The organism is Mucilaginibacter sp. KACC 22773 (assembly GCF_028736215.1).
In the GTDB taxonomy this organism is placed as follows: domain Bacteria; phylum Bacteroidota; class Bacteroidia; order Sphingobacteriales; family Sphingobacteriaceae; genus Mucilaginibacter.
This window is the reverse complement of record NZ_CP117883.1, coordinates 6423597-6444641: the sequence shown is the minus strand read 5'-3', so window position 1 is coordinate 6444641 and position 21045 is coordinate 6423597. Positions and strand designations below refer to the sequence as shown.

14 protein-coding genes and 1 tRNA gene are annotated in these 21045 nt (G+C 42.5%); 9 read left to right on the top strand and 6 right to left on the bottom strand.

What is annotated here, in order from left to right:
- Window positions 1-90: 90 nt before the first annotated feature.
- The 5 genes from PQ469_RS26740 to PQ469_RS26720 form a co-directional block, all read right to left on the bottom strand.
- Window positions 91-465, bottom strand: a complete 375-nt coding sequence (locus PQ469_RS26740; protein ID WP_255369753.1) for a hypothetical protein — start codon at window positions 463-465, stop codon at window positions 91-93.
- Between the two features lie 9 nt (window positions 466-474).
- The gene (locus tag PQ469_RS26735) at window positions 475-1701 is read right to left on the bottom strand and encodes an ABC transporter permease (RefSeq protein WP_274210409.1); all 1227 of its coding nucleotides are present in this window, start codon (window positions 1699-1701) and stop codon (window positions 475-477) included.
- A 66-nt stretch (window positions 1702-1767) separates the two neighbouring features.
- Window positions 1768-2406, bottom strand: coding sequence for an MBL fold metallo-hydrolase (locus PQ469_RS26730; protein WP_274210408.1), 639 nt, complete (start codon window positions 2404-2406; stop codon window positions 1768-1770).
- Window positions 2407-2571: 165 nt separating this feature from the next.
- Window positions 2572-2644: transfer RNA gene (locus tag PQ469_RS26725), tRNA-Met, on the bottom strand.
- 158 nt (window positions 2645-2802) lie between these two features.
- A complete protein-coding gene (locus PQ469_RS26720; protein WP_274210407.1) occupies window positions 2803-3420 on the bottom strand; it encodes a C40 family peptidase in 618 nt (205 codons plus the stop codon).
- Window positions 3421-3554: 134 nt separating this feature from the next.
- On the opposite strand from PQ469_RS26720, the gene PQ469_RS26715 reads away from it, so the two are divergent.
- The 4 genes from PQ469_RS26715 (at window position 3555) to PQ469_RS26700 (ending at window position 9796) form a co-directional block, all read left to right on the top strand.
- Complete coding sequence (locus PQ469_RS26715) at window positions 3555-4148, top strand: DUF6436 domain-containing protein (RefSeq protein ID WP_274210406.1); 594 nt, start codon at window positions 3555-3557, stop codon at window positions 4146-4148.
- A gap of 85 nt (window positions 4149-4233) precedes the next feature.
- Window positions 4234-5712 carry a PAS domain S-box protein gene (locus PQ469_RS26710; RefSeq protein ID WP_274210405.1) on the top strand — a complete coding sequence of 493 codons (1479 nt, stop codon included), beginning with the start codon at window positions 4234-4236 and terminating at the stop codon, window positions 5710-5712.
- 382 nt (window positions 5713-6094) lie between these two features.
- Window positions 6095-6919: a M57 family metalloprotease gene (locus tag PQ469_RS26705; protein ID WP_090640354.1), complete on the top strand. Its 825-nt coding sequence runs from the start codon at window positions 6095-6097 to the stop codon at window positions 6917-6919.
- An 84-nt stretch (window positions 6920-7003) separates the two neighbouring features.
- Complete coding sequence (locus PQ469_RS26700; protein ID WP_274210404.1) at window positions 7004-9796, top strand: S8 family serine peptidase; 2793 nt, start codon at window positions 7004-7006, stop codon at window positions 9794-9796.
- Window positions 9797-9858: 62 nt separating this feature from the next.
- Here PQ469_RS26700 and PQ469_RS26695 read toward each other — a convergent pair whose 3' ends face one another.
- Window positions 9859-11103: a hypothetical protein gene (locus tag PQ469_RS26695; protein WP_274210403.1), complete on the bottom strand. Its 1245-nt coding sequence runs from the start codon at window positions 11101-11103 to the stop codon at window positions 9859-9861.
- A gap of 606 nt (window positions 11104-11709) precedes the next feature.
- Between PQ469_RS26695 and PQ469_RS26690 the strand changes: the two genes are divergently transcribed.
- The 5 genes from PQ469_RS26690 (at window position 11710) to PQ469_RS26670 (ending at window position 20909) form a co-directional block, all read left to right on the top strand.
- Entirely contained in the window at window positions 11710-13134 is a 1425-nt protein-coding gene (locus PQ469_RS26690; protein WP_274210402.1) for an inorganic phosphate transporter, read from the top strand.
- Window positions 13135-13144: 10 nt separating this feature from the next.
- The gene (locus tag PQ469_RS26685; protein WP_274210401.1) at window positions 13145-13966 is read left to right on the top strand and encodes a universal stress protein; all 822 of its coding nucleotides are present in this window, start codon (window positions 13145-13147) and stop codon (window positions 13964-13966) included.
- Window positions 13967-14259: 293 nt separating this feature from the next.
- The gene (locus tag PQ469_RS26680; RefSeq protein WP_274210400.1) at window positions 14260-15378 is read left to right on the top strand and encodes a metallophosphoesterase family protein; all 1119 of its coding nucleotides are present in this window, start codon (window positions 14260-14262) and stop codon (window positions 15376-15378) included.
- Window positions 15379-15471: 93 nt separating this feature from the next.
- On the top strand, window positions 15472-18195 hold the full coding sequence (locus PQ469_RS26675; RefSeq protein ID WP_274210399.1) for a DEAD/DEAH box helicase family protein: 2724 nt from the start codon (window positions 15472-15474) through the stop codon (window positions 18193-18195).
- Window positions 18196-18494: 299 nt separating this feature from the next.
- Complete coding sequence (locus PQ469_RS26670) at window positions 18495-20909, top strand: Kelch repeat-containing protein (RefSeq protein WP_274210398.1); 2415 nt, start codon at window positions 18495-18497, stop codon at window positions 20907-20909.
- Window positions 20910-21045 lie beyond the last annotated feature (136 nt).

Genomic DNA, 21045 nt, shown 5'->3' with positions numbered 1-21045 from the left:
GAAGTAGGAAGCCTTCAGTTGGAAGTCTTAAGTTAAAAGTAGAGGAAAATTCAACTTTTCGACTTTTAACTTAAGGCTTTGGACTTAAAGCTAATTACACATATCCTGCGGGATCTCTTTTGTTATTTTTACTACTTTTTTTACTACAAGGGTGCTGTCATATTCTGAGCCCATGCCTTCTTTACCCGATTTTAATTTTACACCCTCTACCTCAACATATACAGGCTCATAAGGTTTTTCGAAATTCATTTGAGAATATTGCAATTCAAGATGTGCCGAACTATCGGTAACCCAAAACTCCTGCCCGCTATCGCAATCCTTAAATGATTTTATCTCGGGGCCAAAACTGTATAAACCTTTATAAACAACAGGCTTATCTGCCTTATCCGGTTTCCTGTTACACGAGGACGCCACTATAAAAAAAATAAATAAAAGGGCCAAATACCTAAAATAGCTTATCCTCATATAACAAATTTACAAATCCTGTTTGATTTCGTCCAATCCTTTGATGCTTAATCGTGCACTTATTCCTGATGCGATTACAGAAATGGCGCCAACTGTTAAAAAAACCAACCCAAAATCGGCTATTTCCAGGTCGATCGGGTAGGCATCCAGTACGGTTAACGTAGCCCCCATTTTTATTAAACCATAGTGCTGTTGCACCAGGCAAACGCCCAGGCCCAGGGCAATACCAACAATACAGCCAAATATCGATATCATCATCCCTTCAAAAAAGAAAATGCCCTGTATCAGCATTTTATTGGCCCCCAGGCTACTTAAAATGGCAATATCTGCGCGCTTATCAATAACCAGCATGGTTAACGAGCCAATGATATTGAATATTGCAATAATAAGCACAAAAGTCAATATCATAAAAATGCTCCATCGCTCATAGTTCAGGGTTTTATAAAGCTCGGTATTTTGCTGCTTTCGGTTTTTTACCGTGAAGTTTTTCCCTATGGCATCAATTATTTTGTTTTGTACCGATGTTACATCGGTCCCTTTTTTGTAAGTAAGTTCTAATGAGCTCACTTCTTTAGGCTGATCCAGCAAATCGCGGGCAAACTCAATAGGGGTTACCACAATGTCATCAAAATCCTGTTGGATACCGAATACACCCGAGACATTTATGGAGCGCACCCTGAACTCATCAAGCGGGTTTGCCGAATTTACAGCAGTACGACTTGGCGAAAATATTTGTATCGGCAATAATTCGTCATGTACATTAATGCCAAGGCTGCCCTGAATGGACGACCCGATAACCGCGAAATTTCGCCCCCCGCTTTTAAGGGTAAAGGAGCCATTTTGCACTGTGCTATCCAATTGTTTATTTTTTAAAAAATCGTCGCTTACACCTTTAACCGTACCTAAAAATGGTTTATCTCCATATTTTATTAATGCTTTTTCCTGTAACACCTGGGTGAACGAAAACAATTGAGGATCATTATGCAGTGAAGTAAAATACGGCGTATTAGGATCAAAGGTTTTGCCCAGGCGGGTCTCAATCTTAATCTCGGGCGTAAAATTGCTATAAAGCGACAGGATCACTTTCTCGAACCCGTTAAACACCGATAAAATAATAATCAAAGCAGCGCTGCCAACCAACACTCCCAGCATAGATATGCCCGAAATGATATTGATGGCGTGCATCTTCTTGCCCGAAAATAAGTATCTTTTTGCTATGTAAACCGAGGTGTTCAATAAAGTTTTAAGTTAAGAGTTTTGAGTGATGAGTTCGGAAGTTTTTTGAATTTTTAATTTTGACTTTTAACTTAAGAAAGGGTTGTTTTGTTTTTCGTAACCAATAGTTGTTTCGGGGCCGTGGCCCGGGTAAACGGTACAATCATCAGGTAGGGCAAATAGTTTGTTTTCGATGTTGTCTATCAGTTGGTTAAAATTACCGCCGGGTAAATCGGTACGGCCAATACTTCGCCTGAACAATACATCGCCGCCAATTAACATATTGGCTGCTTTATCATAAAAGCACAGCGATGCCGGCGAATGGCCGGGGGCGAAGATGAGCCCTAAAACAGTATTGCCAAACTTTATGTTGCCTGTTTCGGGCAGGTATTCATCCGGCAGTGGCGATACCTCGTACCTGATACCCATTTGCGGGGCATATGATACTACAGCGGTCAGCACCGGCAACTCGCCCTGGTGAAATTTGGGTTTAAGCCCGTATTTATCAAATACAAATTTATTACCCAATACATGGTCAATGTGGCAATGGGTATTCAGCAGTAAAACCGGTTTTAAATTATTATCCTTTATAAAATTCGCTACCGCATTTTGCTCGGTAGCCGTATACATTCCCGGATCAATAATTGCGCATTCGCCGGTTTCGTCATATAAAACATAAGTGTTTTCCTGGTAAGGGTTGTTCTCAAATGATATAACTTTTGCCATGGGGTAAAAGTACTGATTTAATTTGTTGAGAGGCCGCCATTTTTGATTCCGGTGCCAACAGGGGAGGGTTTTTATTATCAATTTATTCAACCGGCTCTTGTTTAGCAGTTGACAGGGGATTAAAAAAGCCTCAAATCTTCCGACTTGAGGCTTTCGATTTAAATGTAGCGGGAGCAGGACTCGAACCTACGACCTTCGGGTTATGAGCCCGACGAGCTACCAACTGCTCCATCCCGCACTGTTTTGATGGACTGCAAAGGTATGATAACTTTTGGTATTGGGCGCGGATTACAAGGGTAATAAATCCGGGTACTTGTAGTTGCCTCGTTTTAAGGTTATTAAATATTCTGAAAATACGAGTGATGGCAATTGCGTGTGGCAAAAGCAACAAGCCAATTAACGCGAGGCTGTTTCAGGGTACGTATTAACCTGGTTGTTATCCGTAAATACCCGTATGGTACGCATATAGCGCCCCATATAATAATCATTCATACTGGTAAGGGTTACTCCATTTGCTTCACCGGAAGTAGAGTGGATAAACTGAATTGGTTCGCCTGGCATAGATACAATGATGCCTATGTGGCCGGCCCTGCGGGTATGTTTTTTAGTACCGGTAAATAATATCAGGTCGCCAAATTTAGCATCCTTTAAATCAACCCCGCCCTGAACGTCGGTAAAGTCGACCGAACTTCTGGGGATAGCAATGCCAAAATGATTAAATACGTAGTTAACAAACCCCGAGCAGTCAAAACCTTTTTCGGGATTGGTTGAGCCAAACCTGTACCGGATGCCTTGCAGCGATTTTGCAAAAGTTATCAATTCTTCGGGGCTGGCACATCCGGTTGAAATGGCTGTATCTATTACGGGCCTGGTATATGTATGAAAATGTTTATGTCTTTTTGCAGATTTAACCTCCTTATGATTTTTGCGAACCGCCCGGCGTTTTGCATGCGCAGGGCTATTGGCCGAAATAAAAAAAAATAAGAGGGTAAGGGTTCCCAGATAAAATCGCATCCGTAATGATAGGAAAAAAAACTGTTTTTATCTTTTTTTTTGTAAAAACTTTTTGGGTAAAGGCAATTAATTGTTTTTCTATATAATAAGATTATAATAAGTAACTTTTGAACTATCATTACGTAAAAAAAAGGATGAAGAAGCTCGTAGTGAGTATTTGGTTGATTTTTTTACTTGGCGCGATCGGGGCTTTATTTTGGTATAACGAATTGGTTTATCAATTACCAACCCCCGTTCCCAAAAACTATAAACCAGTTTACCAGGGGCAGCTTATCAGTTTAAACGGGGTGTTGAAAAATGAAACCAAGCCCATTTTCTTCCACTTTTTTAACCCGGATTGCCCATGTTCCCGGTTCAACGTAGCTAATTTTAAATCGCTGGTAAACCAATATGGCCGGCAGGTACATTTTGTAGTGGTAGTATTAAATAACCATTATTATACAGCCAAACAAATTCAGGATAAATTTGATTTAACTATTCCGGTGATATTCGATCCATCCATTGCAAAGAGCTGCGGCGTATATTCAACACCCCAGGTAGCGCTGCTGAACCCGCAACACCAATTATATTACCGTGGCAACTACAACCGAAGCAGGTATTGTACCGATGAAAAAACAAATTATGCAAAAATTGCTATAAATGGTTTATTAGCTGCACAACCTAAGCTGGCATTTAACCAACTTGCGCTTAGGGCATATGGCTGCCAGCTACCCAATTGCAATAAATGATCATTTAAGTATGTATAACCCAAATTCATTGTCACATCAGCCCAATGCTCTCCTTTTTGGTGTAAAAGAGCGGTCAGATAAAATAATGAATTATTTTTTGGTTGCTTATTTCCTGGTGGGCCTTTTTTTGGCAACGTTTTATAGTACCTGGTTTATTGCGCTTGGGGTAGGGGGAATTTGCTTAACCGCTTATTATTCTGCAAAATTACTTTTGCCAGGTTCGATATTATACCAATATGTTTTAAGCGTTGTGTTTGGACTATTTATGGCACAATTCATTTACCAGATGCATGGCATGTTTGAAATGCACTTTTTTGCTTTCATTGGCTGCACAGCAATGATTACCTATCAAAATTGGAAACTGCAAATCCCAATACTGCTATTTGTTGTTATACATCATGCACTATTTAGTTACCTTCAGGACGCTACCGTGTTGGGCATCTACTTTACCCAGCTGAGCTATTTTGACCTGCGCACATTTGGAATACACATATTTCTGACAGCCGTTATCTCATTTATTTGCGCATTATGGGCATTTCAGCTAAAAAAATATAGTGAATTGCAGGTGGCCCAGAGCATAAAAATGACCGAAATGCAAAAGGAGGTGCAGTTTGCACTTGAGCGAAGGCAGTTGTCTGAAGAAAAGAACAGGATTTTGGAAAGCATAGGGGATGCATTTTTTGCCGTGAACGGTGATTGGACTGTCACCTACTGGAACAATACGGCCGAAAAAGTACTGAAAACGCCGAGGGATATTATTTTAGGGAAAAATTTATGGGACGTATTTGCGGGGTCAGTAAATTCCGAATCATATAAAATGTATCATGAGGCAATGGCCCTGAAACAGTACGTACACTTTGAAGATTATTTTACGCCATTAGAAAAATGGTACGACATTAGCGCCTACCCGACAGATAACGGCCTTTCGGTTTTTTTTAAAGACATTACCGAACGCAAAATAGCAAACCTGTTATTACTTGAATCTGAAAAAAGGTATAGCGATTTATTTGATTTAAGCCCCTTACCCAAATGGGTTGTTGATACGGAAACACTATGCTTTTTAGATGTAAATGCCGCTGCAATAAAAAAATATGGCTACAGCCGCGATGAATTTTTGTCGATGACGATAAAGGATATCAGGCCGCCGGAGGATATTGGAAAAGTTGAGGAACTCATAAAAGAGATTAATAACACCGATGGGTTAACAAAAAGGGGAACCTTTACCCATAAAAAAAAGGATGGCGAGCTTATTCAGGTTGATATTCAAAGCAATAATATGGATTATAGGGGTAAAAAAGCCAAGCTGATTATTGCGCATGATATTACCGACCAATTGAAACATATCATTGAAATTGAAAAGCAAAACAAAAAGCTAAAAGAAATATCATGGATTCAATCGCACATTATAAGGGCGCCGCTTGTGCGGATAATGGGCTTAATTCCAATTATTAAAAACCTTGCCTCAGATGATCCGGAAAGAGAAAAGGTATTGGAGTACCTGGCCTCGTCGGCAAATGAATTGGACGACGTGATTAAAAATATAACCCAAAAAATAAGTAGTTAGCCAGGATGAGGCCAAAACCTTGTGATTGGTCAAAGCTTCGGTAAAACAACGAAGCAGCAAAGTTAACAAGAGGCCGTCCCGAAAAGACAGGCCTCTTGCTATTTAATAAGGTATTCGGGAAGCTGTATTTTATTACCGGGAGCATAATAAGAACCGCAGGTAACTATTGAGTTATCTATTTAACTCCTGGAAAAATAATTGCCAATTTTTGCTTTTTAGAAAAATATAAATTAATTTACGCTTAACTAAAAATTAAGATTGTAATTGTATACAATTAAACGAATAATATAATTACCCGATAAATTATATTATTTGAAATGCTGGCCAGCCAATTGTAGTTTTTAGAAAAACCTTACAAACAAACTTAACACGAAAAACACACATGAAAAACAAAGTATTACTAACAATTGGCTTTGGCGCCGCCGTTGCCGCGTCTGTTCTATTTTCTTGTACTAAAAATAACAGCCAGCCGGCAAAGCAAACAACAGCTGTTTCGGCGGATGTATTAAAAAAGATAAGTGACCTGGGCTTCAGCACCGACGAAGTGAGAAAACAGGGAGATAATTACCTGGTAGAAGGCGACATCCTTTTAACTGCAGCTAATTTATCAGAGGCAAGCACAAGCCCCAATTTAAGAATTGCCGAAAACGAGCAGTACCGGACTACCAACCTGGTTAAAAACCTGCCCCGCACAATTACCGTTTCGGTATCAAACCTGCCAACTGTTTATGCTACAGCAACAAGCAACGCGGTTGCACGTTATAATGCGTTAGGCCTTACTATCCAATTCCAAATAGTAAGCAGCGGCGGTAATATCCAGGTAATTGGCTTTAACGAAGGGCCAAGCGGTGGATACATTACCCTGGGCTCATCGGGCTTCCCAACATCGGCTGGCGATCCGTATAACCAAATTCAAATGAATACCAACGAGCAAGCTTACGGCACCAACCCTGATGTAAATTATTTAACATCGGTTTTGCAGCATGAGATAGGCCATTGCATCGGTTTCCGCCATACCGATTATATGAACCGTGCATTTAGCTGCGGCGGCAGGCACGTTAATGAAGGCAGCGCAGGTATTGGAGCAATTAATATTCCCGGTACACCAACAAAAGCCGATGCCGGATCATGGATGCTGGCTTGCTCATCTGGTACCGATCGTACTTTTAATCCGAATGATGTAATAGCTTTAAATTATTTATACTAAACATTTGTAACACTATCGGGTATTATATTATTTACTATTATAAGGGAGGGCGGTGCTCTCCCTTATTTTTATTAAACTTAAAGCATGGTTAAAAAATTACTGCCTTTTGTTTTTTTGCTTTGTTTTAAGTACTCCTGGTCGCAGCAAACAGCGGGCGACAAAATGATCAAAAACCTTTATTCGGCAGCAAATAAACCCGCATTAGCCGATTCTGTTAATTATTATGTTGTTAAGGCCAATAAACGGCCATTTGCGCCCTCCGCAAACGCGCATGTTATAAAAAGGCTTTCATACAATTATTACATTATAGCTTCAAACAAACCCATCCCGCAAGGTGCGGATTTTGAAATAATAGCCCCTGCAAATTCCTTGTGGAAAGCGTCAGATAACCTTGCCCTGGCCACTCAAAAGCATGCTAATAGCAGTAAAATAATTGCCGTTGATATTACCCTGAACAATGCCACCGCACAAAGTGAAGTAAAAAAATATGCCGAAATAACCGTCGCAAACGGTAACAGGGTAACAGCCAATATCCGTGTTAACAGGCTAAATGAATTATTACAGCAGCACTACGTTGTTTTTGCGGATAATACCCGCAAGGCACACGCCGAACTGGCAATCAGCGATATCGATCTGGGGGCAAATACCATTAGCGGGATACGTAGCATTTACCCCGGGATTAACGGACAGGGCATCAATGTAAGTATTAAGGAGAGCAGGTACGATAACGATTTGGATCTGCTTGGCCGTACATTTGAATCATTTCCGGCATCAGCTACAACGTCCGGGCATGCTACTACCATGGCCACGCTGATTGGCGGCAATGCAAATTCGTTCATAAAAGGGCTTGGCGCCGCACCTAAGGTGCGCTTTACATCTGCCGATTTTATCAATCTGTTTCCAGATAGCACCGTTGTTTTTAAAACGTTTGATATCGGCCTGCAAAACCATTCCTACGGTACAGGTATCGAAAACTACTACGGCGCCGAAACCGTGGCCTATGATGAGCAGGTAGCCGCAAATGACAGCATTGTACATGTGTTTTCGTCGGGCAATGTTGGGCTTACGGCGCCGGCAACCGGGGTTTACAACGGTTTAATGGGTGTAGCCAATTTGTCGGGCGATTTTAAGCAGGCAAAAAACGTGCTGGTAATAGGCGGTACAGGCCGTACAAACCTCCCCGAAGATTTAAGCTCTGGCGGTCCGGCCTATGATGGACGCATAAAGCCCGAGCTGGTAGCCGATGGCGAGGATGGAACATCGGGTGCCGCCGCCCTGGCTTCGGGCGCTATTGCTTTATTGCAGCAGGCGTATAAACAAGCGCATGGAAATTTACCTCCCGCTGCTTTAATTAAAGTATTGCTTATCAACTCGGCCGATGATATAGGCAACCCCTACGTCGATTTTAAAACCGGCTATGGCAGGTTAAATGGCCTGGAAGCGATGCGCACCTTACAGGAAAACAGGGTTAATAACGGAGCGGTAGGCAATGGCGGGCAAAGCGATTTTACGGTAGAGGTACCTGCCGGCTCAAAAGAGTTGAAGGTATCAATAGCCTGGACAGATCCTGCGGCGGCGCTAAATGCACCCACTGCGTTGGTTAATGACCTTGACCTGTCAGTTTCCGGCCCCGATGGAAAAACCATTTTACCCTGGACGCTAAGCAGCTACCCATCGCTTGACTCGTTGCGCAAACCGGCCCAAAGGCTGATGGATACCATAAATAATACCGAGCAGGTAGCTATTGCAAACCCGGCCGCCGGGATTTACACCATACACATAAAAGGCAGGAAAGTGCCACTGGGGCCGCAAAAGTTTTATGTGGCTTATCAAGTTATCCAGGCAAATAAGTTCGAATGGGTTTACCCTGTTGCTGCAAGTCAGCTTTTTGCCGCCGACGATAATTACCTGCGCTGGCAAAGTTCCTTTGATACGGCAACAGGCAAGCTAAGCATCAGCTATGATCATGGAGTTACATGGAAAGCCATTAATAATGTAACGCTGAAAAATAATTATTATAACTGGCAGGCCCCGGATGCATTCAGTACGGCCATGTTGAAAATGGATATTGGCAATAACTCGTTTTTAAGTGCCGAATTTAACATCTCTGCCCCGGTAGGGTTGCGCGTTGGTTATAACTGTACACAGGGTACGTTGTTGCATTGGTCGCCACAACAAGGCAGTACAGGCTATGTTGTTTACACTATAAAAGATGATGTTTTGCAAAAACTAAGTGCGGTAACAGATACATCGGTTATCATCCCAGCAGGGCAGCAAACCTCCAAATATTTTGCGGTAAGCGCTACTGGTAATGGTTTTGAAGGCTTAAAAAGCTATACCATTGATGTTACCACGCAGGGCGTGGGCTGTTATGTGAAAACATTACTGGCGAATGTAACAGGCAATAAAGTTTTATTAAATCTTTACCTGGGCAGTACTGTGAACCTAAAATCCATTACCTGGGAAAAAATGACTGGCCCGGCTTCCTTTACATCAATTGGCACATCGGCGGTAATAGCAAAGCAGCTTAGTTACCAGTTTACAGATACCGCCCCCAAACAGGTACAATATTACCGGGCCAAACTAACCACTGCCGATAACCAGGTTATTTATACCGATACCGTAAAAGCCGCTGTGTTGCAAAACAAGCAGTTTGCCGTGTACCCAAATCCTGTTGATAAACAATTTACCGTTTTAAGCGGCGATATCAATAATTACGATTTTAAATTGTATGACGCCAGCGGTAAGCTCAGCATAACCCAAACGCTTAATAACCTGCAAAATACCGTGCCGGTGAACCTTAATCCCGGCATTTATGTTTATGTAATTTCTTTAGCGGGGCATGTGGTGTATAATGGTAAGCTGATAAAACTGTAGGTGCTGTAAACCTGATATACAAGCGCTATTGGTTTGTTCATCCGCATTGCTGATTGGTCTCTTTATTTAAATCCAAATATCAGCGGGAATATAAAGGTTACTATGATTGTCCATATAAAGTAAATAGGGAGGTAAAAGGCAATAGTTTTGCCTACGCCGGTTATGTCGGCTTTTTTTGAAAGCACCCTGAAAAGTTGCGTAGTTACCAGGAGCAGATTGATTAAAATTAAAACGTTGCCACCCAAAATCGCAGCCCTGTTTGGCGTTAAGCCCCATTCCGAAATCCGGAACAAGATAGCAGAAAGTGCAACGCCATTAACTACTATGGTTAAAACCGACAGCAGAAAAAGAATCCAGGTTTCTGTATAACTTTTAGTTGCCTTAGATGCCTCGGCAACCGAAAAGAAAATAAGGGCCATAACACCGATTAACAGGGCGTTAAAAACCAGTAGGAACTCCCTGTTGTTATAGGGGTTTTTACCGGAATAAACTATTGCTATAAGATAGATCACCAGCATAACTATTACGAGCGGGCTAAATATTTTGGCAATTACAGGGGAAACCTTACCCACTAATTGCGGATTAACTTCGGTAAGACAGGTACCCACAATCGGCGCAGCCGCAAGCCCCACAATTACAACATTTTTAAAATAGAACTCTTTAATATCAAAACCGATAAGCGAAAAAAGTCCGAGGGTTATACCTGTCATTATTGCGCCTGCTATCAATATAAGGGTCGTCATTACTACCAGGTCGCCGTTATATTTTAAAAAGCGCAGCCGTTTCTCCCCGTCATTTCTCATCTCACCAACAAAAGCAAAACCTAATACCGACCATAGAAATAAGAGTAAGTGGATGTACGATAAAATCAGGGTGTCGCTTTTCTTGGCAATGGGAAACAAATTGATAAAAAGTGCACCCGCAAGTGTGGCACCAACAATAAAAGCAATTTTAGCGGCTGATAATTTGTTCTTCCAGGCAAAGTAAACCGTTAACAGGGGGAAAACGATAAACCCGATGTTCCTGGGATAAAAAAACTCTTCGTCGATATGGAAAACTGCAGGCAACTTTGCTATAAAGCCTGCTGTCAGCGAAGCAACTATCACAAATAACAATTCCCTGCCTGTGCCCCAGTTAATCTCGTCACTTTCGTAATTCAGCCTTTCATTCCAGCAATCAGCAAGTGTATTGCCTTTAAGCTCGGGGTATAGGGTACTGAACGCTCGTTTAAAAGTCGTCTTGTTGGCCCGGTAAAGTTTTTCGAGTTGACCGGGATCGTTTAAATGGCCGAGTATTTCGTCTTTCATGAGTTTGTATTTTAAAACGTTTTGGTTAAAATCTTCAATTCTGAATTTTTAAAGCCGTTTAATTCTACTAAGCGCCATTCATACCTAAAACAACATCAAGCCACTGCGCACTATGATATTCAATTATGAATTTATGCCGTTTAAAAGCACTTTGTTTTTCAAAGTTAATATTCATTTTCATTAAAACAAATACAATCAATAGATTTTTTAGCTGACAGCGGATACAGCGTGGAAATGGCCGAACAGGTAACTAAAAATTTCGGCTATCACATTCACTTTATACGGGTTGTTGTGCGCTCTGATGGCAGGAATGCCAGTTTTAAGCCAGTCCATAAAAGATAAGTTGCTGAAAAAACATTTGCCTGGTTTGACATAATATTATGCGGAAATTATGAACTCCACCCTGAACCATCTAAAAATATGGTCAAACTATTGGCAATAAAATTGTTATTGAACAAATTTAAACAGGCCCTTAATAAAAAGGGTAAACAATTAAATAACAAACAATTAACCTGAAATTGGTATTAAAGCAATGTTTGAAGCGGTTATTTGAGAGCAGGTTAAAAAGGCTAAAATAAGCCTGCCGGGGTACAAACATAATTTGATATGCATATTTCAATACTCGCAGCCACACTTCCTTTTATTGGCCAGGTTAATTTAAGCGGTTATTTACTGGTTGTCTTTATCGTTTGCATCCTGGCTGTTATCGGGTTCGAGTTTGTGAATGGCTTTCATGATACAGCCAATGCGGTAGCTACCGTAATATACACCCAGGCGTTGAAACCAGTGTATGCTATTCCCTGGTCGGGCTTATGGAATTTTTTAGGCGTGTTTCTGGGTGGTGTAACGGTAGCCATGGGTATTTTAAAGCTGGTGCCGCTTGATGCCTTGATGACTTTGCCTGTGAGCGTAGGTGCCTGCCTGGTATTATCGGTGTTGCTCGCGTCCATTATCTGGAACCTGGGCACCTGGTATCTGGGCATTCCCTGTTCCAGCTCACATACCATGATTGGCGCCATGATTGGCGCCGGCCTGGCCTTTACCTGGTACTACCATGGCCCCGGGGTAAATTGGGGTAAAGCCGAAGAGATAGGCCTGTCGCTTGTTCTATCGCCCATTATTGGTTTTGGTGCCGCAGCCCTGCTCATGTTGTTTTTAAAGCATGTAACCAAATCACATGCCTTGTTTCATATCCCAACCGGCGAAGATGACCGTCCGCCAATTTTAATCAGGCTTTTACTCATCACCACCTGTACCCTGGTTAGCTTTTTTCATGGTAGTAATGATGGGCAAAAGGGTGTAGGCTTATTTATGCTGATCCTGATTGCTTTTTTACCAGCCCGCTTTGCAGTAAATCACCATATAAGTAACGATAAAGTTTTGGCGGCTTTTAACCAGGCCGGCCTCGTGATAACTAAAAACATCGACGGAAGCAACGCCTGGAACAGTGAATTTATAAACCTGGCAGATTTAATAGACCGGGCAAAAGCCTCGCTGGCCGAAAAAAATGAAACCGATGTTGCCAAAACTTACCGTTACCGTAAACAGGTAGAAGCGGCTGTAAAAGCAATCAGAACGGTGCTTAAAGATAACGCGATAAAATTACCGGCAAATGATCGGGCCTCGCTTACATCTGCCTCAGACGAGCTGGAGCATGTAACAGATTTTGCGCCGGTATGGGTAATTGCTATAATTTCTGTATCGCTTGGGCTGGGCACCATGATTGGCTGGAAAAGGATTGTAGTTACCATTGGCGAAAAAATTGGTAACGAACATTTAAGCTATGCGCAGGGTGCCACATCCGAAATTGTTGCCGCATCAACCATTGGCCTAAGTACGGCATTTGGTTTGCCGGTAAGTACTACACACGTGCTTTCAAGCGGCATTGCCGGCGCTATGGTTGCTTCGGGCGGTAAGGGCAATCTTAATAATAAAACCATAAAAAATATTGCGATGGCCTGGGTGCTTACTTTACCGGTAGCAATAATTTTAGCATCTTTATTATTCATGTTTTTCCATTTGTTTATTTAAAAGGCCAAAAATGAAACAGATTCTTGTTGCTTCCGATTTTTCAAAAAGCGCAGCCAATGCAATGGCTTACGCTATGGAGCTGGCCGCGGTATTAAACCGTGATATTTGCGTAATACATGCCATACACCCTACCGAAGGCATTAACAACAGCACTTACAACGCTATTTTTATTGAAGATTACTATAACAACAAAAGGGAGGCCTTGAAGGAGTGGGCGGCCGAATTTACCCGGCAGGAAGCTTATGCTTCGGTTAAGGTTGGTACACTTTGCGATGTGGGTTTTTTGAAAAATGTAATAGCCCGTTATGTTGATGAAAACCCGGTAGAACTTTTGGTAATGGGGATAACAGGCTCAACAGGTATTGCGGGTATTGTGGGTAGTAATGCAAGCATGATAGTAAGCAAGTTGAAAACGCCCACCTTAATCATCCCACTGGAAAGCAAGTTCTCCAGGGTGCCCGTAATTACGCTGGCCACAGATTTTGAAACCCGCCTGTCTGCCGAAGATGTAAACGCTTTGAACGAAATGGTGCAGGCATTTGCATCCGCTAAAATGCAGGTGTTGTATGTAGCCGATAAGCCCGACGATAAACATATCAAAACGGGGGAGGCCAAATTAAGCAGCCTAATAAAAAATGCCGAACTTGATTTTAACTATATTAACAACAGCAGCGCCATAAACGGCATTGTTGATTTTGTACAAACGCACAAAACCGACATCCTTTGCCTGGTTAAACATCATCATAACATCGTTTACCGGCTATTTACCCGAAGTACGGTAAACCAGGTAATGAACAAATCAGTGAAAGCTATCCTGGTACTGCATGAATAACATAGTTCTATAAACCGTTAATACCCGCTGCTTAAATCAGGGAAATCGCTTTTGAAATTGATAAGATTTATTTCGCGCAAAGACGCTAAGATACAAAGCGATTTGCTTATTTTCTCTTAGCGTCTTGGCGCGAAAAACCTGTAAACGCGATTATATAAACAATTGCTCTAACAGCAATAGCTCAACGTAATTAATCATAAAATCTTAAACGCGATTTCCCTGCTACTTAAACTTTTGTTCACCCTCAATTTATATTTGTTTGGTATGTTTGGTCTTTCGATGATTAACACTAAATGATAATATCCCCTAAATATACCACCCCCGTTTTTAAAAAAGATCAGCCCGACGATACCTATAAGTTTTTGCCGCCTCCCCCGCCGTCGGGAAAGTACCCCTACCATTTAAATGTTAACGACATATTGCCCGGTATAAACGATAACCGCATGTTATTTCATGTAGTGGGCGATACCGGTGGCTTTCGCGATCCGGATTTTCAGAAAAGGGTGCCCGATGCCATGGCCGCCCAGTATCAAACTTCGGCGGCGGCAAACAAACCTTCGTTCCTGTATCACCTGGGCGATGTAGTGTATAGCCATGGCGAAGAAAAATATTACAAAAGCCAGTTTTTTGATCCCTATAACAATTACCCCGGCCCTGTATTTGCCATAGCCGGCAATCACGACAGCGACATAAACCCCAATGCCGATAAGCCATACCAAAGTTTGAATGCCTTTGCTGCTGTTTTTTGCGATACCCAACAACGGGCAATACCATTTGCCGGCGACAGCCCGCGCAAAAGCATGGTGCAGCCCAATATTTACTGGACGTTGGATACACCGCTTGCCACCATCATTGGCTTGCACAGTAATGTGCCCAAATATGGCGTAATTACGCCAGAGCAGCGGGAGTGGTTCCTGCAGGAATTAAAGTCATCTGTACAAAACCACCCGGAAAAGGCATTGCTGGTTTGTATCCATCATGCACCATACTCTGCAGATGTTAATCATGGCTCCAGCTTACCCATGATCGAATTCCTGGAGGGCGCATTTACCGAAACCAACGTTTGGCCCGATATGGTTTTTAGCGGGCACGTACATAATTACCAGCGTATCAGCAAGCGTTATCGTAATGGCATTACCGTGCCGTACATCGTAGCCGGCGCAGGTGGTTTTGATGAGCTGCACCCGGTAGCGACTACCGATGACGAGCGTTTTAGCGCCGAAAGCGAAGTTCTGAATGGAGCCAAACTTGAGTTTTCATGCGACACCCGGCATGGTTTTGTCAACGTAGCATTGGAGCGCACCGACAATGGGTTAATCCTGGTTATGGAATATTGGGCTGTAAAGGATAAAGAGGCAATTCTTATAGATGCCTATAATAAACTTGTGCCGTTGCAGCAGCCTGCAAAGTAAAGGCTGTTTGCCCGAATTTTAAATCAGAAATCATCTGTAAAATTGCCGCTCAATTTTTAAATTATAAATTAGCAAATTAAGTATCTGTAATAATTGAAAGAGTTTCCTGCTGATATCAAATTTTCATACGGTTGGAGGGCATATCAGCAACGCGTGCTTGATGGACTGGACGAGTATTTAAAAGACGGTCATTTACACGTTATAGCACCACCGGGTTCGGGCAAAACAGTTTTAGGGCTGGAAGTTGCCATCAGGATTAACCAGCCTACGCTGATTTTAACACCAACCATCGCCATCAGGAACCAATGGATACAGCGGTTTTGCGAAATGTTTTTACAACAGGAGCAAACGCCTGGCTGGGTTTCGCACGATATCCGGAAGCCGGGTTTCCTTACCGTGATAACCTACCAGGGGCTGCATGCGGCCTGCAACGATCTGAAAACTGCCGAACCGGAAAGCGAGAGCGAAGAAGAAGTTGACGAACACGAACCCGTAACATCGGCCAACCATAACCTCGACAATATTGTAAACGGTTTAAAGGAGCAACAGGTAAAAACCATTGTGGTTGACGAAGCGCACCATTTAAAAAATGAATGGTGGCATACGCTTGATAAGGTTAAAAAAGCGATAGATCCCATGATTATAGGATTAACCGCTACGCCGCCCTATGATGTATCGGCAACAGAATGGCAGCGTTACCTGGAATTAAACGGGCCGATCAATATTGAAATTTCGGTGCCGGAGTTAATTATTGAAGGCGATTTGTGCCCGCACCAGGACTATGTGTACCTATCATTACCCGCCGATGATGAAATTAAAGGGATAGCCGCGTTCAGGCAGGGCATTGAAGAGCTTTTTGCAGAGATTAAAGTCGACGAAACCTTAATCAATGCCATTGAAAATCATCCGGCCTGGCAAAACCCGCAGGGGAGTTTAGATTGGATTTACACCAATCTGTCTTACTATTCCGCTTCGCTCATTTTTTTAAATGCCAACGGAAGGGTCATATCAAAAGATCATCTTGACATTATAGATAACAAAAAACTGAAAATCCCGGTTTTTGATAACAGTTGGATGGAGGTTTTGCTGGATTTTTACCTGTACCGGGATAAGGAAATTTTTAAAATTTTTGCCGCCCATCAAAAAATTATTGAGGGTAAATTGCACCGGTATGGGGCAATAGAAAAACGGCAGATCAGCTTTTCGCAAAACAAAAAAGTGACCGGGGCTTTAACGTCCAGTATCAGCAAATTAGATAGCATACAACATATTGTCAATTTTGAATACCAGCAACTGGGCCACAACCTGCGGATGGTAGTATTGACAGATTATATCCGCAAAGATTTCTACATCAATGCTGATATTAACGAACTTGAGCTGAACAAAATTGGCGTGATGACCATTTTTGAAAAACTAAGGCGCCAAAATGCTGCCGGTATCAAAATTGGCGTGTTAACGGGCTCGCTGGTTATCGTCCCGTATTCGGCCTACCAGGTGTTCCGGGAAAAAGTGAGGCATTATGGATTAGGCGAAATTAATTGCGAAAGGGTGCCATTTGCAAGTGATTATGTTTTAGTTGAACAGAGCGAGCAGTTAAAAAACGATATTGTTAATCTTATTACTCAGATTTTTCAATCGGGCGAAATAGAGGTGCTGATCGGTACAAAATCGCTTTTGGGCGAAGGATGGGATGCACCGGCAATTAACTCGCTGGTGCTGGCCAGTTTTGTTGGCTCGTTTGTGCTGTCTAACCAAATGCGTGGCCGTGCCATTCGTACGCAAAAAGGTAACCTGGGCAAAACGGGCAACATCTGGCACTTATGCTGTATCGATCCAACCACCGCTACCGCCGGCGAAGATTTTGATATGCTTAAGCGCAGGTTTAAAAGCTTTGTTGGCATCTCTTTTAAAGATGGCGGCGGTATCGAAAACGGTGTAGGCCGGTTAAATATCCCGCCTGGTATAAAACAGCCGGATGATGTTGAACAGCAGAACAAAAGAGCATTTACTTACGCGGCCGACAGGGAATCCCTTCAAGCTAAATGGCATGCAGCACTGGAAAATGGCGTCACGTTAATTGAAGAGATCAAGATCCCTTTTGAAAGCGACCGTGAATACAGCGCGATTAAAACCATGTACCTTAATAAAACCATTGCCAACCTGCTTGCCGCACTTGGTTTTGGTATGCTCGATTATTTATCTGCCATATTGCAAAGCCTGGGCAGGGCTGGAAGGTTACTATCGTCGCGTGAGGGAATTTCTATCTACCTTGTTATCATTGCAATAACCGGCTTTCTTTTTTTTGGCCGCCTGGCATTTAAAGCTTTGCGGCTTTTTATTAAATACCGCGATATATCAAAGGATGTTGAGCAAATAGCCAATGCATTATTAAGCGCTATGGTACACATGGAGGTTGTTAAAACAGACCGCGCCAAACTTAGGGTAGATTCATCGGTTGACCGGTTTGGCAACGTTTATTGCTTTTTGGACGGCGGCACAACATATGAGCACTCTGCTTTTATTAATATGTTGCATGAAATAGTCGGGCTTATAGATAACCCTCGGTACGTTATCGTGAGAAGGAATATGTTTTTATTTTTTGTAAAGCAAAAAGATTACCACGCCGTACCCGAATTAATTGGTAGAACGAAAGCATCTGCCAATTATTTTATGGAACAATGGCAAAAAAATGTTGGCTATTGCGATCTTGTCTTTACACGTAGCCTGGAGGGGCATCAGTTACTGTTAGCATCGCGGATGAATTCTTTATCGGCTCAGTTTGATGATAGTACAGAGCGGGTTAGTAAATGGAGGTAATAGTAACACAAAAAGCCAGCGGCGAATTAGATATACTTTAGCATTCAACTAACCATTTCCACAGCATCACAAATTCTCCGTTTGCCATACTTAAAAAAAACATATTTTAGCACTTGCGTTCAACAGCGGGCCATTCCCCTGGTCCCGGGGATTTTAGACAAGTGTATTCAATGACAAAAGCGAGCCGGATTTTATTACGTCATCCCTGGGTATATAGGATTTTGGTTTTTGCTGCCGTCCTTGGCTCGTGCGTAAAATTACAGGCGCAGGGTTTGCAATTCAACTCGAACGATAGTTTAATGGAAAAACGGACGTCCTATTCCGTTTTTAAACAGGAAAGGCCCACATTTAATGATGAATTAACCATCGCCTTTCAACTGGCTTTATGGGATAATTCGCACCTGGGCTATGTTTTAAACCTTGCCGATAGTAAAAACAATTCCTATAGCCTCAGTTATATTTATTTGAACGGCACCCCTTACTTAAATTTCAATATCGACAGTAAGAGCAATAAGATCACCATTCCGCTGAGCGCTGCCCAGCTATCAAAAAGGACATGGACAGCCATCAAAATCAAGCTGGACCTGCGTGGGGATAAAGCAACAGTGTGGGTTAACGGTAAACCGTATGGCGCTTCGGGCTTTAGTTTCACCGGCAGCATCAGCCCGGTAATTACCTTTGGCAAAAACCCGCGTTACTCCGATGTGCCCAATATGGCCATTCGCAACCTGGAAGTTGGCGATGCTTCTCAAACTTATTCGTTCCCGTTAGATGAATGGGAAGGCCAAAACGTGCACAGCAGCAATGGTGATGGGATTGGTTTTGTGGAAAACCCGGTTTGGCTTATTAATGAATCGTACTTCTGGAAGCCGCGGTTGTCAAAAAGCGTTAACGAGGTTGTGGGGCTAAACTTTAATCAGCAAAAACAAAGCATGGTGCTGTTTGGCAGCAAATCGGTAACGCAATATAATGTAAGGAATGATGAGGAATCATCCAGCCCTTATCAAAACCCCCTGCCTATGCCCTTGTTATTGGGCAAAAGTATTGTTAGCCCCAGGCAAAATAAACTGTATGTATACGAGGTCAATAACGGTCTCGGCCGCCCCTCCGGCCTGGTATCGCTTGATCTTTCGGGTTTAAAATGGGAGGTTAAGGGGAACGCTGCCCTGCCATCGCAACGGCATCACCACAATGTGTTTTATGATAAAGATTACCATGATCTTTATTTATTTGGCGGCTACGGCTCGTTCCGGTACTATAATGATTTTTTTAAGTTTGATACCCTGAAACAGGTTTGGCAGCCTGTGGTTTTTACCGGCGACCATATCGATCCGCGGTTTTTTTCGGCCTGCAGTACTGCCGACGCGAATAACGACGTGTATATATTTGGCGGCATCGGTAATCAATCGGGTAGCCAGGTTGTAGGTGGTATGCACTTTTATGATTTGTACCGGGTTAACCTAAGCAACCGCACCATCAAAAAACTATGGGAAATTAAGCCTGATGAAGAGGCTTTTGTACCGGCCAATAACCTTGTACCATCAAAGGATGGAAAATATTTTTATGTGTTATGTTACCCGCACGAGCGGCCTAAAACCAGCCTGAAGCTTTATAAGTATTCGATACAAGATGGATCATACGAGGTTGTAAGCGGCGAGATTGCGGTAACATCCGAACGGATTGAAACCGATGTTAACCTGTTTTTTAACAGCGACGCTAACGAATTTTATTGTACTACGCAGGAGTTTACTTCGCCTGTAAAATCGGGTATCAAAATTTACTCGCTGGCATTTCCCCCGGTAAGTTATGCCGCTTATTTAAAATCAAAACAGGCTAAAAGCGCAACAACCAGTTTGTATAGCTACGTTGCAGGGCTGGCGGCGATACTACTTGTAGCTGGTGCTGCATTCATCTACCTGAAAAGAAAAAAAGCCAAACCGGTGCAGGATACTGCTGATTTAACCCAGGATGAAAGCGCCTTGGAAATTATCGGCAACAAGGTTAATGCGGTTTATTTGCTGGGCGCATTTACGGTTTATGATAAAAACGGCAAGGATATTACCTACCTGTTTAGCCCTAAAATTAAACAACTATTTATTCTGATTTTACTGAACAGCCGCGATAAAAATGGTGTAACCTCCAGGCGTATTTCCACCACCCTTTGGGCCGATAAAGATGTAGCCAAAACAAAAAACATCCGGGGCGTTACCTTAAATCACCTGAGAAGCATTCTTGCCGACCTGGACGGAATTGAGCTGGCCTATATCAACGACACCTATAGCTTCACTGTTTCGGACGACTTTTTTTGTGATTATTTTGAGGTGCAGGCCAGCCTTAAAAGTAGCCGGGGGCCAGCTGCATTGGAGGTCCCTCATTTTGATTTGATTGCGCGCGGCGGCCTGCTGCCGGCTATGCCCGATGTTTGGCTGGATGATTTTAAAGAGGAATATGAAGAGACTTTAATGCCGGCTTTGCAGCCTGTAATAAAAAAAACCTATGATGAGGGACAGTTTAAAAAGGCGCTGGAGATAAGCCGGCTGATTTTAAATATCGACCCGTTTAGCGATGCCGGCATTAAATATAAACTGAAAGCCATCAGGCGCACCAGGGGTATTGAACACGCCCGCCGCACCTATGATGATTTTGTAGCCGAATATAAAAGATCACTGGGAATTGATTACCCTATCCCATTTGATAAAATTTGCGGGAAATAGGGGATGTTAATAGAACGATTAGTGTTAAGTCAGAAGTACTCGTAAATCTGACTTGTCCTTTTTGACTTAAAACTTAAGACTTTCGACTCAAGACTTTCCATCATTCCCGGTTAATAAAACGATTAATTTTAATGGG

Excerpts from the sequence above, each read along its gene's own strand:
- PQ469_RS26670 (WP_274210398.1), top strand. The coding sequence starts at position 18,495 with ATGGAAAAACGGACGTCCTATTCCGTTTTTAAACAGGAAAGGCCCACA.
- PQ469_RS26685 (WP_274210401.1), top strand. The coding sequence starts at position 13,145 with ATGAAACAGATTCTTGTTGCTTCCGATTTTTCAAAAAGCGCAGCCAAT.
- PQ469_RS26710 (WP_274210405.1), top strand. The coding sequence starts at position 4,234 with ATGAATTATTTTTTGGTTGCTTATTTCCTGGTGGGCCTTTTTTTGGCA.
- PQ469_RS26680 (WP_274210400.1), top strand. The coding sequence starts at position 14,260 with ATGATAATATCCCCTAAATATACCACCCCCGTTTTTAAAAAAGATCAG.
- PQ469_RS26690 (WP_274210402.1), top strand. The coding sequence starts at position 11,710 with ATGCATATTTCAATACTCGCAGCCACACTTCCTTTTATTGGCCAGGTT.
- PQ469_RS26720 (WP_274210407.1), bottom strand. The coding sequence starts at position 3,420 with ATGCGATTTTATCTGGGAACCCTTACCCTCTTATTTTTTTTTATTTCG.
- PQ469_RS26715 (WP_274210406.1), top strand. The coding sequence starts at position 3,555 with ATGAAGAAGCTCGTAGTGAGTATTTGGTTGATTTTTTTACTTGGCGCG.
- PQ469_RS26740 (WP_255369753.1), bottom strand. The coding sequence starts at position 465 with ATGAGGATAAGCTATTTTAGGTATTTGGCCCTTTTATTTATTTTTTTT.
- PQ469_RS26730 (WP_274210408.1), bottom strand. The coding sequence starts at position 2,406 with ATGGCAAAAGTTATATCATTTGAGAACAACCCTTACCAGGAAAACACT.
- PQ469_RS26700 (WP_274210404.1), top strand. The coding sequence starts at position 7,004 with ATGGTTAAAAAATTACTGCCTTTTGTTTTTTTGCTTTGTTTTAAGTAC.
- PQ469_RS26705 (WP_090640354.1), top strand. The coding sequence starts at position 6,095 with ATGAAAAACAAAGTATTACTAACAATTGGCTTTGGCGCCGCCGTTGCC.
- PQ469_RS26695 (WP_274210403.1), bottom strand. The coding sequence starts at position 11,103 with ATGAAAGACGAAATACTCGGCCATTTAAACGATCCCGGTCAACTCGAA.